General features: G+C 62.5%; 13 protein-coding genes. All 13 read right to left on the minus strand.

Features of this window, described 5'->3' with window-relative positions; genetic code table 11:
- Positions 1-39: 39 nt before the first annotated feature.
- The 13 genes from ACZZZ4_RS19275 to ACZZZ4_RS19335 are packed head-to-tail and all read right to left on the minus strand — an operon-like array spanning position 40 to position 15,265.
- Positions 40-1,959 (minus strand): hypothetical protein, encoded by a 1,920-nt coding sequence (locus ACZZZ4_RS19275; RefSeq protein WP_463548475.1) that lies wholly within the window; start codon positions 1,957-1,959, stop codon positions 40-42.
- Complete coding sequence (locus ACZZZ4_RS19280) at positions 1,956-3,260, minus strand: oligosaccharide flippase family protein (RefSeq protein WP_463548476.1); 1,305 nt, start codon at positions 3,258-3,260, stop codon at positions 1,956-1,958. Before ACZZZ4_RS19280 ends, ACZZZ4_RS19275 begins: the two co-directional genes overlap by 4 nt.
- The gene (locus ACZZZ4_RS19285) at positions 3,257-4,258 is read right to left on the minus strand and encodes a polysaccharide deacetylase family protein (RefSeq protein WP_310408799.1); all 1,002 of its coding nucleotides are present in this window, start codon (positions 4,256-4,258) and stop codon (positions 3,257-3,259) included. Before ACZZZ4_RS19285 ends, ACZZZ4_RS19280 begins: the two co-directional genes overlap by 4 nt.
- Positions 4,259-4,271: 13 nt before the next feature.
- Positions 4,272-5,408 (minus strand): glycosyltransferase family 2 protein, encoded by a 1,137-nt coding sequence (locus ACZZZ4_RS19290; RefSeq protein WP_463548477.1) that lies wholly within the window; start codon positions 5,406-5,408, stop codon positions 4,272-4,274.
- Complete coding sequence (locus ACZZZ4_RS19295; RefSeq protein ID WP_463548478.1) at positions 5,401-6,369, minus strand: glycosyltransferase family 2 protein; 969 nt, start codon at positions 6,367-6,369, stop codon at positions 5,401-5,403. Before ACZZZ4_RS19295 ends, ACZZZ4_RS19290 begins: the two co-directional genes overlap by 8 nt.
- Positions 6,366-7,736 carry an O-antigen ligase family protein gene (locus ACZZZ4_RS19300; RefSeq protein WP_415763027.1) on the minus strand — a complete coding sequence of 457 codons (1,371 nt, stop codon included), beginning with the start codon at positions 7,734-7,736 and terminating at the stop codon, positions 6,366-6,368. The genes ACZZZ4_RS19295 and ACZZZ4_RS19300 overlap by 4 nt, the downstream gene beginning before the upstream one ends.
- Positions 7,733-8,824, minus strand: coding sequence for a glycosyltransferase family 4 protein (locus ACZZZ4_RS19305; RefSeq protein ID WP_463548479.1), 1,092 nt, complete (start codon positions 8,822-8,824; stop codon positions 7,733-7,735). The genes ACZZZ4_RS19300 and ACZZZ4_RS19305 overlap by 4 nt, the downstream gene beginning before the upstream one ends.
- A complete protein-coding gene (locus ACZZZ4_RS19310) occupies positions 8,821-10,413 on the minus strand; it encodes a GumC family protein (protein WP_463548480.1) in 1,593 nt (530 codons plus the stop codon). Before ACZZZ4_RS19310 ends, ACZZZ4_RS19305 begins: the two co-directional genes overlap by 4 nt.
- Positions 10,414-10,429: 16 nt before the next feature.
- Complete coding sequence (locus tag ACZZZ4_RS19315) at positions 10,430-11,452, minus strand: polysaccharide biosynthesis/export family protein (protein ID WP_129999083.1); 1,023 nt, start codon at positions 11,450-11,452, stop codon at positions 10,430-10,432.
- A gap of 21 nt (positions 11,453-11,473) precedes the next feature.
- Entirely contained in the window at positions 11,474-12,121 is a 648-nt protein-coding gene (locus ACZZZ4_RS19320; RefSeq protein ID WP_039762796.1) for a CpsD/CapB family tyrosine-protein kinase, read from the minus strand.
- On the minus strand, positions 12,121-12,867 hold the full coding sequence (locus ACZZZ4_RS19325) for a sugar transferase (RefSeq protein ID WP_110646483.1): 747 nt from the start codon (positions 12,865-12,867) through the stop codon (positions 12,121-12,123). The genes ACZZZ4_RS19320 and ACZZZ4_RS19325 overlap by 1 nt, the downstream gene beginning before the upstream one ends.
- 14 nt (positions 12,868-12,881) lie before the next feature.
- Positions 12,882-13,916 carry an NAD-dependent epimerase gene (locus ACZZZ4_RS19330; RefSeq protein WP_310408808.1) on the minus strand — a complete coding sequence of 345 codons (1,035 nt, stop codon included), beginning with the start codon at positions 13,914-13,916 and terminating at the stop codon, positions 12,882-12,884.
- Positions 13,913-15,265 carry a UDP-glucose dehydrogenase family protein gene (locus ACZZZ4_RS19335; protein WP_016774103.1) on the minus strand — a complete coding sequence of 451 codons (1,353 nt, stop codon included), beginning with the start codon at positions 15,263-15,265 and terminating at the stop codon, positions 13,913-13,915. The genes ACZZZ4_RS19330 and ACZZZ4_RS19335 overlap by 4 nt, the downstream gene beginning before the upstream one ends.
- Positions 15,266-15,535: the final 270 nt, after the last annotated feature.

The raw sequence follows: 15,535 nt of genomic DNA on the forward strand, positions 1-15,535 counted from the left end.
GCGGCATCAAGACCGCGCGGCAGGGCATCAAAGGGCGGCTCATGAAGCGCTCCAGCGCAGGGCAAACAGGGTTTGCCCCGGCAGTTCGAAACGCACGCGCCCGTTGTCGCAGGCAAACGGTGCGTCGCGGCTGCGATTGTCGGCGCCGAAGTAACGCAGCGCGCCATGGTTGAGCGGGCAGCGAGCGCCGCTCAGATCGACGCGTTGCAGGCGCGTGCCTTTGTTCACTCCAAACAACGCGCGCTGCTCTTCGCCGGCCATCGCCAGCACATCCACCTCGAAGGCGTCGTTGTCCAGTTGCAGCACTTGGCGCAGCCAGTGGCGGGCGATGAATTGCTGGGCCAGACCGACCGGTTTCAGCTCGAAGCGATCCTCGCCCAATATGCGCAACATGCCTTTGGGGTATTGCGGCTCATCGGCGGCCTGAAACCAGTTGAGCATGCTCAGCAAACCGTCCTGCGAGGCGTTGATCACCACCGACGCCCACCACAGCGAGGTGTAGTGGGTTTCCTGATCGTAGGGGCTGAGGCTGGAGCCGCTCGACAGGTTAGTCTGATCGAGCAGCAAGGCCTTGCGCGGCTGACCATTGGCGTCGAGGCCGACCAGTTCGGCGGCGCGGCGCACGCTGTCGCGGTAGACGCGGGTGGCGAGCAGATCGCGAATCATCCATTCATGCCAGGCCATTGCATCGACCTGATCGGCCGACTCGCTGAGCAGGCGCCGCGCCCAATCGATCCCGCGCTTGTCCGCCGCGTTATCGGCGAACGGGCCGTTGATCAGTCGCGAACTGGCCGGCATGGCGATGCGTACACCGGCGCGGGCATTCGCCGGGTCGCTGCGCACCTGACGGGCCATGCTGGCGAAAATCGCTTGATATTGCTCATAGCTGGAGTAGTTGAGATTGGGCTCGTCGGCAAAGCCGATGTAATGCGTGCCATTGCCGCCGAGGGCGCGAGTGCTCGCCAGCCAGGCGTCGAGGCCGCTGTTGCTCTGCACGTCGGCGCGCAGATCGGCCTGACGCTGACTGCCGGCCAGCAGGGTGATGTCGTTGCGGATGCCGAAGCGTTGCTGATAGACCCGGCGAAACGCGTCTTCGAACTGCGGATTCTGCGCCGTGACGTCGACGAAACTGTAATAGCTCGCCGCCGTCGGTTTCAGTGCATCGAGCAGCGCATGGCTGGCTGCGGGCGGCATCACGTAGGGCAGAGCAATGCCCAGATCCGGCGTGCGCCCAAGAACTTTGTCATGCAGCACCAGCCGCACATCTCCGACCTCTTCACGCAGCGGTTGCAGTTGCTGCGGATTCTGCGCAAACAGATTGGCCGTGCCATCGAGCCAGAACGCCGCTTTGCCGCTGCCTTGCAGCTGCAGACGCCAGACTTGCTCGCGCTGGCTGACCGGCAACGCCACCTGATCGAACTGCCAATAGGCTCGATAGGGTTTCAATGCGAGGGACAGCGCCTGGTGGTCGCCGACCCGCTGCGCCTGCAGTGCGGTGACGCCGCCATGGAATTTGCCGGCGAGCACCGCGTGCTCACCGGCCGCGACTTTGAAATACAGCACGTCACCATTTTTGCTTTCGGCACTGAAGTGCACTTTGGCCGGGGCAAACAGGGCGACGGTGCGCGCATCGTGTTCGATGCGGTAGTGGCGGAAGCTGTAGCCAGGAATTTCCAGCCGATAACTCGCCGCGCCGGGCAGCAGCGGCCAGCTCTGACTGCCACGGGTTTCGCTGGCCTTGATCAAGCGTTCGCCGAGCAATTTGCCGCGACCGTCGAGCAGGTACAACTGCTCTTCGTTGGCATCCGCTTGCCACGCCGGGGTCCAGCGCACGGTCACGCTGTCGGGCTGATCGGTTTGCAGGAACAGACTGCCGTCCCGAATCTCGCCCCAGCGCATCGACGCCGCCAAAGCGTCCAGCGACAAGCCGAGACCGAACAGCAGGTACCAGCCTTTCATGCCGGCTTCCTCTGCAGCATCGACCACATCGGCAGCACGTCGCGGGGCAGGATGATCAGGGTTTGCCAGAACGGCACGCCGCTCAAACGGCAATACAGCACGAGCATGGCCACGGTGACTGCCAGATAGGCGATCGATGAGGCGGCAGCGGCGCCAACAATGCCGTAGGCCGGAATCAGCACCAGATTCAACGCCAGATTGAGCAGCGCCCCCAACCCCATCAACAACGACACCGTGCCGGGGCGATTCTTGCCCAGCAAGTCCAGGCGCAGAATGCTCGCGTAACACAGACCCAGCAGGCCCGGCAGCAACGCCAGCAGCGCCGGATATGCCGGTTGGTAAGCAGCGCCAAACAGAGTGACGATCAACCATTCGCCGATCACGGCCATGCTCAGGCAGGCGCCGAGCATTACCGTCGCGGTCAGGCGCAGCGCCAGCGGAGTGACCTTGTCCATGCCTTTATCCTGTTGCAGCAGGCGTTTCATCAGCGGTGTGGTCACCGCTTCGGGAACGATCAACAGCAATTCGGCAGCAGCGCTGGCCATGGCGTAATGGCCCAGCGCGGTGCTGCCGAGCAGGGCGCCGATGAACAGGTAATCGGAGCGCAGAATCACTTGCTGGAACAACAGATCGGGATGGCTGCGTGCGCTGTAGCGCAGCAGTTCCTTCTGGCTGGCGCGATCCCATTGCAGCTGCAACGGCTGCGCCCGCTTCAGCCAGACCCAACCGGCGAGCACCACCAGACTGATTCCGGCCAGCCAACTGATCAGCGCCGCCTCCAGCGCTGCGCTCTGCCACATCCAGAACAGCGCGACGAACAGCAACAGCGGCGCCAGCGATTCGATCAGGCGCAAGACGTTGAACGCGACCACGCCACCCGAGGCGTTGTGCAGCGTCAGCAGGCCGCTTTTCAACACGGTCAACGGCACCGCCAGCAGCAACAGCCAGGCGAGCAGGCCCAGTTGCATGGTCACGTCCAGTTGCGCGCCGAATTCGCGCACCAGCGCGACCACCAGCAAAGTCAGCAAACCGGCCAGCAGACAACCGAACACCAGCACCTGGCTGAGCAGCAAACCCATCGGCCGCTGCTTCGCCGCCTGATAACCGACCGCCGAATTCAGACCGCCGCTGGTGGCGGCGCTGATCAGGTCCGGCAGGGTGCTGAGCAGGGCGAACAAGCCGCGCTCGCTGGGCCCGAGAATCCGCGCAAGCAACACGTTGCGCAGCAAACGCAGGGCGATCATCGCCAGTTTGGTGCCCATGCTCAGCGCCAGGTGCTTGAGGTAGTTGCCTCGGCTCATGGCCGCGCTCCCCGGTAGATCCGCCACGACAGCAATTGCGGATGGCGCGCGGTACGCTGGCTGACGCCAAAACGCGGCAGGTCCAGCGGGTCGCCGTCGCCGCGATAGATCCCGGTGGCGGTGCCCAGCGCAAACGGATAATCGTGATCGGCGACCTGCTGGCGCACGCGCTCATCGTTGTCGCCGTTGGGGTAGCAATACACCGGTAGAGGTCGGTTGCAGCCGTTGTTCAAGGCCTCGCGGCTGCGGCGGATTTCTTCGCTCAGGCGTACATCGTCGAGGCCGGTGAGGATCGCGTGGCTGGCGCCGTGCGGGCCGAACCGCACCAGCCCGGAAGCTTCCATCGCACGCACCTGATGCCAGTCCAGTGCCTGTGGCAGCGAGTCCTTCGGGCATTCGTCGGTGAGCTGTTCCAGTTCCTGCGGGGCCAGGCTTTTCAGCCCTTGCAGGTAATGCAGCAACGCCAGACTGCGGCGCTCGACATCAATGTCATCGAGCAGCACTGGCAGCGGATGTTTGTGCGCATGCAGGCATTCGATCAGGTGCATGCGTGCCTTTTCACCGTGGCTGCCCCAGAGGGTTTCGCCGAGGCTTTCCCACCAGAACCGTTGGCGACTGCCGATGAAATCGGTAGAGAGGAAAATGCTCGCCGGCACTTGATGTTTTTGCAGCAGCGCGAAGGCGTTGACGGCGTTGTCACGCCAGCCATCGTCGAAAGTCAGCGCCACCCGTGGGCGCTCGCTGCGCAGGGCGTTGGGCTGGAGAATTTCCATCAGCGGCACGCAGTCGAAATGCTTGCGCAGCCACACCAGCAAGTGCTCGAACGCTTTCGGTCCGACGCACAGTTCATTGCGGTGCGGCAGGTCGGCGGCGCGGTCGTTGGACAGCACGCGGTGCAGCATCAGAATCACCCCCGCGCCTTGCAACTGCTGACGACCCACGGGCGAGTTGAGATAGAGCCAGCCACTGGTGCTTTTTATCAGTTGTTTGATCGCCATGGCTTCGGTCCTCTTAACGGTTCTGTTCCGGATTCCACTGGGCATACCGCTGGCCGCGCAGGAACTGCCACAGGCCAAGACTCATCCCGGCGAGGGTGACCAGCAGAAACGCGGCGAGGCGGAACGGTTTCGGCAAGCGGTGTTGCCCATCCAGCAGCCCGGCAATCGCCACGCTGTAGCCGAACAGTTGCGCGATCAGGCTCAGGCGATAGAAGCCGTGCTCGTCCCACAGCCAGCAATTGCTCAGCAGCAACGGCAGCAGCAGCACCGGCGCGAGGCGGCGGATCAGCTTGTGGCTGATCAACGCCAGGGAATACAGGCCATGCTTGAGCGGATTGAGCAGCTCGCGGCGCTGAGCCAGGCTTTGCAGGCCGCCGACGGTGACGCGCTGCCGGCGGCGAAACTGTTTGTCCGCCTCGTCGACGCCATGGTCGATAACCTGCGCTTCGGGCACGTAGACGATGCGCTTGCCGGCCACCGGTGCGCAGGTACTGATAAAGAAGTCGTCGTTGACTTCGGCCGGTACGTTCTGGAACAACTCGCGACGCAGGGCGAGCAGGGCGCCGTCGGCCGAGACCATGCACCCGGTGCGGTTCTCGACCCGGCGCAACCAGCCTTCGTAATGCCGATAGAGGCTGTCGCCGACGCTCAAGCCGCCACCGGTGACCGGAATCACCATGTGCCCGGCACAGGCACCGACCTGCGGGTCGCTCAGCGGCGCAAGCAAGTGGCCGAGAGTGTCGCGCGACCATTGGTTATCGGCATCGGTGAACACCAGAATGTCGCCGGTGCTCAGGGCCGCGCCGGCATTCAACGTGGCCGCTTTGCCCTGACGCGGCAGGTCGAGCACGGTGATGCGCGGATCAATCACTTTGTGCGCGCAGGCCACGGTGTCATCGGTAGAGCCGTCGCTGGCGAGAATGATCTGCAACGTCGCCGGTTGATAATCCTGGGCCAGCAGCGTGCGCAACTTGTGCTCGATATGCCGCGCCTCGTTGTGCGCAGCGATGACGATGCTGACGTGCGGTGGCGGTGCCGGCGTATGTCGCCACGCCGGAAACAGCGGCGCGAGGATCGTCAGCAACAGCGGGTAGCCGACGTAGGCGTAGACCGGCAGCAACAGGCACATCCAGAAAATGAACTCAGCCACGGGCAGGCCTCCTTGCGTTCCACTGACACAGACTCAGGATGAAAGCGGCCCCGGCCAGGTGCAGGCGCAGCCAGTGCAGGCCCCACAGTTGCAGGGTCAGAAGCGGATCACGGTGCTTGAGACTCTGGCGAACGCTGAGGATCAGACCGGGAATCACGGTCAGCGCGACCATCACCGCAGCGTGATGAGGAAAACCGTCGAACAACGCGGAAATTGCCAGGAAATCAAGCAGCCAGACCAACAGCGACAGCATCGGGAAGCGCAGCAGGCGCAGACTCATGCCATGGGTGCGCAGCAGTTGCAGGTGGCTGCCCTGACGCCACATTTCTTTGCCCATCCATTCGCGCCAGTTCATTTCGTAACCCCAGTGCAGGGCGACGAGGTCGTTGACCGACAGCAGGCGCGCGCCCTGTTTGTGCAAGCGCAGGGTGAATTCCTTGTCTTCGCCAGTGCGCAGGGCCTCGTTGAAACCGCCGGCCTTGTCGAACCATTCGCGACGCATCAGCAGATTGGAGCTGGGCAGCCAATCGACGCTGTGGCTGACGCGGTGCGACGCTTGCGAAGTGCGGCGCTGCCAGGCCGTGGCGAACCATGGCGCCTCGGCCGGGGTGTGCAGGTCCAGGCCGAACACATCGGCCTGGCCACTGGCTTCGATGTCGAATAACGGCTGCAACCAGGTTTCCGGCATTTCCACGTCGGCATCGATGAACGCCAGCCATTCGCCACTGGCGATCGCCGTGCCGCGATTACGCAGCGCGCCGATCAACAGCCCCGGCAAACTGAGCACGGTTGCGCCGAATTGCCGGGCAATGTGCGGACCCTGGTCGTTCGAGCCGTTGTCGACCACGATCAGCTCGCACTCGACGTTGGCCGCGTGTGCAGCTTTTTGGGCGGCGAGCAGGGTACGGCCAATGTGCCGCGCCTCGTTGTACATCGGAATGACGATGCTGATCCGCTTCATGCCTGCGTCTCCGTAGTCAGTGGCGCCTGCTCGGCCTTGACGCGCAGCACGCTGGTCAGTGCCAGCATGATCCACACGTATTTCTGGTTCGGCGCGCTGAGGAACATCAGGAACAGGGTCAGCGACAGAAAGCTCACACCCAAATGGGTCATCATGTCTGCCCGATGTCCATCACCGCGCAGCATCCACGCCGCCCGCGCGCGGATCAGGTTGTACAGACCGAGCCCGAGCATGCCGACGAAGAACAGCCCGGCGGGCACGCCCAGTTCGCTGAAGATTTCCAGATAGGTGTTGTGAGCGCGGCGGTACAGGTCGCCGATCTTGCGGTTGGCGGAAAACGCCTTGGCGTAACCGGTGGTCGCGTAATGCAGCGGAAAGGTGCCGGGGCCGGAGCCGAGCACCGGGTGCTCGCGGATCATCTGGCTGCCGACGACGATGTAGGAAGCACGCCGGCCGAGGGATTCGTCCTGCGCCTTGGAGCCGGCGCTGAGGATGCTCAATGACTGGATCCGCGCCATGTAACCGGCCGGCATGGCGTAGATCGCCAGCGGGATCACGATGGCCGCACCGAGCATGACGAAGCCCAGGTGCCGTGGACGGATGTGGGTCAGTTGCGCGCGGTAGTGCCAGATGCCGATGAGCAGGCTCAACGCCAATACCACCAGCCCGGACCGCGATTCGGTCTTGGTCATGCCGCCCAGCAACAACAGGCAGCAAGCGCCCCAGAACAAGCGGTGCAGCAGGTTCGGGCTGCGGATCACCAGCAGCAGTCCGAGAGGAATGGCGAAGGCGATGAGCATGGCGAAGGCGTTGGGATCTTCGAGCAGGCCGGCGGCGCGCCCCTGATCCTGAAACTTCGCCGAGAACATCGCCATGGCGCAGGTTGCGGTGACGGCAAGGGTCACCAGCCGGGCGAACAGGTCGAGGTTCAGTTCGCGGCCGATCAACAGGGTGATGACAAAAAGTACGAGGCCGACGCTGAGTTCGCGCAGGTGTCCCAGCGACATGCCCATGTCATCGGTATTGAGCAGGCTGAGAAAATACAGAACCATGAAGCCGATCAGGCAATGCCAGAGGTTGCTGCGCAGGCGTTGCGACGGAATCTGATGCAGCGCCAGTTGCAGCATCACGATTACCGCCAGCGAGGCGCCGAGCAACTTGCTCCCCGACACCGAGCTGTCCTTGAAGAAACCTTCGAACGGCACCAGCGCGGCAATGCCGAGCAGGCCCCAGGTCGGCTTGCGGTACAGGACGGTAAAACCGACCAGGCCAATCACCGCTCCCGGAGCCAGATAAGGCCAGGGACTGGCCAGCAAACCCAAGCTGACCAGAGCAAACAGACTGACGATCGAGAGCGGGAAAATCATGCGCGTGTCTCCCGTGCCGTGTGGATGTAGAGCTGCGACCAGCGTTCGGCCAAAGCCTTGAGGTCGTAGCGCTCCTGTTGGGTGCGTCTGGCGTTGTCGCGCAACTGCGCGGCCAGCTTCGGTTCGGCCAGCAAGGTGTCGAGCTGGCGGGCGAGGGCGGCGGTGTCCGTCGGCGCGGCGAGCAGGCCGTTGTGGCGGTCCTGCAAGACATCGGGAATGCCGCCGACCGCGAACGCCACCACCGGCACGCCGGCCTGCATCGCTTCGAGCAGAATCATCGGCGTGCCCTCGGTGCGCGAGCTGATCACCAGCGCATCGAGTTGCTGCCACCAGCCTTGCATCGCCGTCTGGTAGCCCGGCAGGCGAATCCGCGGCTGCAGCCCCGCAGCATCGATGCGCGCTTGCAGGGCCTCGTGTTCCGGGCCGTCGCCGAGCATCACCGCGTCCAGTTGCGGATGCTGGTGACAAAGGGCAATCAGCACATCGAGGAACAGGTCCGGGCCTTTCTCGCTGCTCAACCGACCGACGTAACCGGCCAGCCAGCGTTGCCGATCTGCCACCGGCTGCATCGCCGGTGCTGCTGGCAAACCGTTGGGAATCACCTGCAACTTCTCCGCCCGGACGTTGGCCTTGAGGTGCAGCGTGGCGATGCTTTGCGCCACGCAGACCACCCGTTTCACCGACGCCGTGCGGCACAGTTGCAGGCTCAGCCAGGTGTAGAACTTCTGTTTGCGGCTGCGCGGCGTGAAGCCGTGTTGAGTGATCACCAGCGGCAGGCGCAACAGCGTGGCGCCGACCCAGCCGAACAGCAGCCCTTTGAAGTTGTGCGTATTGAGCAACGGCTTGTCGCCCCGGCGCTGACGCAAGTGCCGCAACAGCTCCCCCAGCCCGGCACAACCACGGGCGTCCACCCCAGCCTCACGAAAGCGCGCGATCAGTTCCGGCGGTGCGTCGAGGAACAGCACCTGGTGCTGCCCCGGCGTGGCCAGGCAATGATCCAGCAACATCCGCTCGGCCCCGTAGAAGCCGCCGCTGCTGAGCAAATGAATGATCGGCAGGGCGACGATTGGGGTGGACACCGCGTTCAATTGCGCACCCAGTGAACCAGGCTCGGCATGGTCCAGTTCTTGTGCGGATTGCCCGGCTGCGACGTTTCTTCGTTGAGCACCAACAGCACTGGCAGGCCCAGCTCATGGCTGATTTGCGCCGGATGCTTGAAGCGGTGATCGAAGAATTCACGAACGTAGACGAAGGCGATCGCCAGCAGCAGGCCGGTGAACAGCCCGAACGGAATGATCAGCAGCGGTTTCGGGAACGCCGCCTCGGTCGGTTCGAACGGTGGGCTGAGCACCCGGGCGTTGGACAGGTCATCGTTGAGCGAGCGCGTGGTGCTGCTTTCGGCGAAGCGCTGGGCATAGGTCGAAAACGCTGCGTGCAGCGCATCGATCTCGGTGTCCATCTGACGCAGTTTGCTCTGAGTCTGCTGCAGGTCACGGATGCGGCTCTTGAACTCGGCGATGCGCGCGGTTTTCTGCTCGATCACCTGCTTGACCACGGCCAGGTCGGCGGTGCGTTCCTGGATGCGGTTGCTCACCACTTTGAGAAACTGCTGACGGGTGCGGGCGATCTGTTCGCGAGTCAACAGCATCGGCTCGCTGCCGGGCTGGAATACCGCCAGATCGTTCATGTAACGGCTGACCTGGCTGGTCAGTTGCTCGCCCATCTGTTTGATTTCCCGATCCTCGAACGCCACGTTGTCGACGGTGGTGGTGAAGGTGTAGGGAAAGGTGTAGTCGTTGAGCTTGCTGCTGCTGGCGGCGGCCAGCGCGGTTTTCAGATACTCGAGCCAACGCTGGCTTTGCAGCAGACGATCCTGATACAGGTTCAGCGCCTGTTCTTCAGTGTTGATTGCATTGAGACGGAAGGTGATTTCTTCCTTCGGATCCGCCGCGCCAACATTTTCCAGCAGTGCTTGGCGGTTACCTTCCAGGCCATCGAGACGCACTTGGTACTGGTGCTTTTTGGTCTCGTAGAACGACTGCGGCAAATCGATCGATTGCAACGCCTGACGGCTGACCAGATAGTTCTGCAGCAGGGCGCTGACGAACGTCGTGCCTTGGCGCGGATCCGGGAAGCTGTAGGTGATCGAGATCACGTTGGAGCCGGGCAGGGTTTCGATTTTCAGGCTGTCGACGGCTTGCTGGGTCAGGGCGTCGAGGGTGGTGTCACGCACCGGATCGGTTTCCATGCCGAGCCCGTTGCGCAACGGGTTGATCACGTACTCGCGCAGCGGTGTCGAGACATAGCGCTTGAACGGTTCGCCGAGCAATTTGGCGAACGCCCCAGGTGGCGGGCTGTATTCACCGTTGTCGCGCAGTTCGCTGATGGTCTGGCGGATCAGCGCTGGCGAGCGGAGGATGTTGCTCTCGGTTTCCATGTCCGCCAGCGACGGCGGAATGAAGGTCGCGTTGTCCACCGTGAGCGACGTGGTGGCGTCGCCCTGAGAGAGTTTTTTCGACTGCACGATGACCTGCGCGGTGATGTCGAAGCTCTGTTTGAGCAGCAGTGGCAGGAGCAGGGCGATGACTGCAAAGGTCAGGAAGACGCGCTTCACCAGTTGCTTGTTGGCGAAGAAAATCCTGAAGAACTCATGCAGGTAGTTTTCCTTTGGGTTCATGTCGGTCACCTGTGAGTTAGTTGTCACTGTCTTTGTTGTCGACGCGGTAGCCGAAGCTGAAACCGACGCCCTGGAACAGCACCACATCAGCCAGTTGGCGGGCGAGTTCGCCGGCGCTGGCCAGTTTGGTTTTTGGCACGTAGAGCATGTCGTCCGGTTGCAGGTAAGCGATTTGCGGGGCATCGCCGGACAGGGCTTTTTCGACGTCGTAGCGCACCGCTTTCACCTGATTGCCGTTGCGCCGCATGATCACCACCGAATCCAGCCGGGCCTTGACGTTGGTACCGCGCGCCAAAGTCAGCGCCTCGAGCACCGACACCGGCCGGCGGATCGGATACGAGCCCGGTTGTGCGACTTCACCCAGCACATAGATCTCGTTGCCCGCGGTGGACTTGAGCAGCACGTCCACGGTCATGCGGCCCGGCAGTTGCGCATACTTTTTGTTGAGGAAGGATTCCAGTTGATTGACGGTCATGCCTTGCAGCGGCACGGCGCCGATTTCCGGAAAACTCGCGTAGCCGTCAGTGCCGACGGTGATCTCGCGGCTCATGCCGGTGGCCGGGTGATTGAGGGCGCTTTTCAGGTTCTGCTCATTGCTCAGCGGGCTGATGATCTGCACGGTGAGCTGGTTGCGGTTGGGCTGGAACAGCTGTTTGCGCTGATAGACGCGCTGGATTTCCTGGCGCGCTTCTTCGCTGGTCAACCCGGCGATTTTCACCGAGGTGTTGGCGCCGGGCAGCTCGATGGTGCCGTCGGGCAGCACCAGCTGGTTGCCGTTGAGCTGGCTGGCGGCGGTGAAATTCAGGCCGATCTGGTCGCCCGATTGCACGCGGTAGGCGTCCGAGCCGCTGGTGCTGATATGGAAGATCACGTCCAGCACATCCTGCGGGCGCAGGGTCTGCTCGATCTTCGGCATATCGGTCGCCTGGGCGTTGGCCGGGGAGGCGGTGAGAATATTCACCGGCATGTTTTGGGTGTCGGAATTGCTGGAGCAGCCCGCAAGCGGCAGCAACAGCAGGACAAGCATTCTGGCGTTCATGGCGTCATCCTTTGCGTTCGCTTACAGGTTTTTGTAAAGCCATTTGGGCATGTAGTACTTGCGCCGGTTGAACACGCTGCCGACCACTTTCGCCCCGGCCTGGGTCAGGCGTTGCACAGCGGCCTGGGCGACTTCCCAGCGGGTGTCTTCGGCGCGCACGACAAACACCACGCCGTCGACCTGAGTGCTGATGACCAGGGTGTCGGCGGCGGAGTACACCGCGTCGCCGTCGATCACCACGAAGCGGTACTGGCTGCCCAACTGATCAAGCAACGGGCTCAGGCGCTCGGCGGTCAGGTGTTCCAGCGTGCGGATCGGCCGGCCGTTGGGCAGCACATGAAAGGGCAGGCTCGAGACCTGCACCACGCAGTCCTGCAACAGCGGCGGGTTGTCCGGGTTGAACAGCAGGTCGCGCAGGCCGCGCTCCTTGCCGAGGTTCATCTGCTGGGTGAGGTTGTTCGCCGACTGGCTGGCATCGACCAGCAGCACCTGGCCGCTGCTCATCTGTGCCAGTTGACTGGCCAGTGCCACAGCGCTGGTGGTGGTGCCGGCGCCGGGGTTGGCGGCGGTCAGGAACAGAATGCGCAGGTCGAGATCCAGCACGGTCGACGTCAGATTCGATTCGCTGGGGCTGGCGATACTCAGGCTTTTATTGGTTGAACCGTCCATTAGCTTGCTCCGTGGCCGCTGAATACTTTGAAGGGGGTTTTCAACAGAATCTTCAGATCAAGCAGAAGGCTCTGCTCGGCGATGTAGCTGAGGTCCAACTCAACGCGCTGGTCGAAGTCGATGTTGCTGCGTCCGGAGATCTGCCACAGACCGGTCATGCCGGGGTAGATCGCCAGACGCGCGAGGTGATTGTCCTTGTAGCGATAGGCGTTGAACGAGGTCGGGCGAGGGCCGACCAGGCGCATGTCGCCGGTCACCACGTTGATCAGGTTGGGCAGCTCGTCGAGGCTGGTACGCCGCAGAAAGCTGCCGATGCCGGTGACGCGCGGGTCCTTGTCGATCTTGAAATCGATGGCGTCCGCGCCGTGCTTGTTCAGGTGGCGCAGCGACTCTTTGAGTTCTTCGGCGTTGCTGACCATGGTGCGGAACTTGAACATGCCGAACTTGCGCCCGCGATAACCGGTGCGTTTCTGCACGAACAGCACCGGCCCCGGGCTGGTGAACTTGATGGCCAGGGCCAGACCCAGCAGCACCGGCGAGATCAGCACGAGAATCGTCAGCGCGCCGAGGCAGGCGACTACGCGATTGGTCCGCGACAGCTGCCATGGGCGGCCGCCATCGCGGCCGCTCAGCCAGCCGCGACCCTGACGATGGATCGCCGCGTCGAGGCGCATGCGATGTTCCGGGTCGACGCGCTTGTCAGGGCGCATCTGTGCAATCGACACACTTCTTTCATGTCCAGTCATGGCGTCCTCCGCATTCAATCAGCCGCAAGCGGCGCACGGGCAGTGGGGTAGTAGTTGCGGAACCAGGCGATGAAGCGGCCCAGTCCTTCATCCAGTTCTATCCGGGGCTGGAATCCGGTGGCCTGGGCCAGATCGCTGGCCTCGGCGCAGGTGTTGAGCACGTCGCCCGGTTGCAGCGGCAGCAGCTCGACGATGGCTTTGCGATCGAGGTGTTTTTCCATGAGCGCGAGGTAGGTTTTCAGTGCAACCGGTTGCTGTCCGCCAATGTTGAACAGGCGCCACGGCGCCATGCTGCTGGCCGGGTCGGGCTGTTCGCGATCCCACTGCGGATTGGCTTGCGGTGGCTGATCGATGAGGCGGGCGATGCTTTCGATGATGTCGTCGATGTAGGTGAAGTCGCGCTGGTGCTCGCCGTAATTGAACAGCTTCAGCGGCTCGCCTTCGCTGATCGCCCGGGCGAACTGGATCGGCGACATGTCCGGCCGGCCCCAAGGCCCGTACACGGTGAAAAAGCGCAGGCCGGTGCAGGGAATGCCGAACAGATGGCTGTAGCTGTGCGCCATCAGCTCGTTGGCTTTTTTGGTCGCGGCGTACAGCGACAGCGGGTGGTTGACCCCATCCTTGACCGAGTAAGGCGTGTGCTGATTGGCGCCGTACACCGAACTCGACGAGGCGTAGATCAGATGCTCGACCGGGTGATGCCGGCAGCTCTCGAGAATGTTCAGAAAGCCGTTGAGGTTGCTGTCCAGATACGCCCGTGGGTTGTCCAGCGAATAACGCACCCCGGCCTGCGCCGCCAAATGGATCACCACTTGTGGCTGCTCGCGGGCAAACAGTGCGTCGATCGCCGAAGCGTGGGCCAGATCCACCGTGGCCAGCGGAAAATCGCCCACCTGCTCGCGCACCCACTGCACGCGGTCGTGCTTGAGCTGCGGGTCGTAGTAGTGGTTGAAATTGTCCAGGCCGACCACCGAATGCCCGTCGCGCAGCAAACGCAGCACGCAATGGGCACCAATGAAACCGGCGGCACCGGTCACCAGAATCTTCATGGCCGCAGCCCTTCGGGGGCGATGTGGCGCAGACCGATGCCGCTGTAATGCAGGCCGGCGGCGGCGACCTGTTCCGGGTTGTACAGGTTGCGGCCGTCGATGATCACCTTCGAACGCAGCTTCTCGGCGAGCAACTCGAAATCGACCACGCGGAAGTTCTTCCATTCGGTGCAGATCACCAGCGCGTCGGCGTCTTCGAGGGTGTCGTCGCGGGTCGCGCACAGGTGCAGGTCGTTGCGGTAGCCGTAGATGCGCCGACACTCGGACATGGCTTCCGGATCGTAGGCCTGCACGCTGGCGCCTTCGGCCCACAACGCGTCCATCAGATAACGGCTCGGGGCTTCGCGCATATCGTCGGTGTTCGGTTTGAATGCCAGGCCCCAGACCGCAATGGATTTGCCGGCCAGGCCTTGCGGAAACTGCGCGCGCAATTTGCTGAACAGGATGTGCCGCTGGCTGTCGTTGACATCGGTGACGCTGCGCAGCAATTTCAGCGGCATGCCGTTGTGTTCGGCAGTGTGCAGCAAGGCCCGCAGATCCTTGGGAAAGCACGAGCCACCGAAGCCGCAGCCCGGATAAATGAAGTGGTAGCCGATGCGCGGGTCGGAACCGATGCCTTTACGCACCGCTTCGATGTCGGCGCCGAGCAGCTCGGTGAGGTTGGCCAGTTCGTTCATGAAACTGATGCGGGTGGCGAGCATCGCGTTGGCCGCGTACTTGGTCAGCTCGGCGCTGCGGTTGTCCATGAACATCAGTTTTTCGTGATTGCGGCAGAACGGCGCGTACAGCTCGCTCATCTGCTCGCGGGCAGCGTCGTCGCGGGTGCCGATGATGATCCGGTCCGGGCGCATGCAGTCGGCGAGGGCGCTGCCTTCCTTGAGAAATTCCGGGTTGGATACCACGCGCACCTGCAGCTCGGTTTTGCCGCGCAACAGCAATTCGCTGGTGGCCGTGGCCAGAACCTGATCGGCAGTGCCGACCGGCACCGTGGATTTGATGATGAGCGTGCGATCGGCCTCCATCAGGCCGGCAATCTGCCGGGCGACATTGAGCACATGGCTGAGGTCGGCAGAGCCGTCTTCGTCCGCCGGGGTGCCCACAGCGATGAAAATCAGCTCGGCGTGAGTCACCGCATCACTGGCCTGAGTGCTGAACAACAAGCGACCGGCCTTGATGTTTTCTTCAAGCGTCGCGGACAGGCCTGGCTCACTAATGGGCGGAACCGCTTGTTGCAATTGTTTGATCTTGTTCGGATCAATATCAATGCATAAAACCCGATGGCCGACATCGGCAAGTGCAGCGGCTTGTATAAGTCCGACATAGCCAGTGCCAAATACGCTCACGTCCATCTGCGCACCCTCGATAAAACGAAAAGAAGAAGTTCGGAAGAAGTTGGTTAAAGGGGTATAGCGCAGCGTTTGGAAAGCGTGTCAGCAAAATGACATGTTGCACGGGTATAACACTTGAGGTGTTTTTGGCGATTGGCCATCAAGTCATTGCTGCGATTGGATTTGTTGTTTTTTTACAGATTTGTTCAGATTCAATTTAACCGACAGACGGTCTAAGTCCCCGAAATTAAAGGCTTTAAGCGCTGAGGGTGTGTCAGATTTGAGTCACCG

It is taken from the genome of Pseudomonas sp. AC252, from assembly GCF_979258105.1.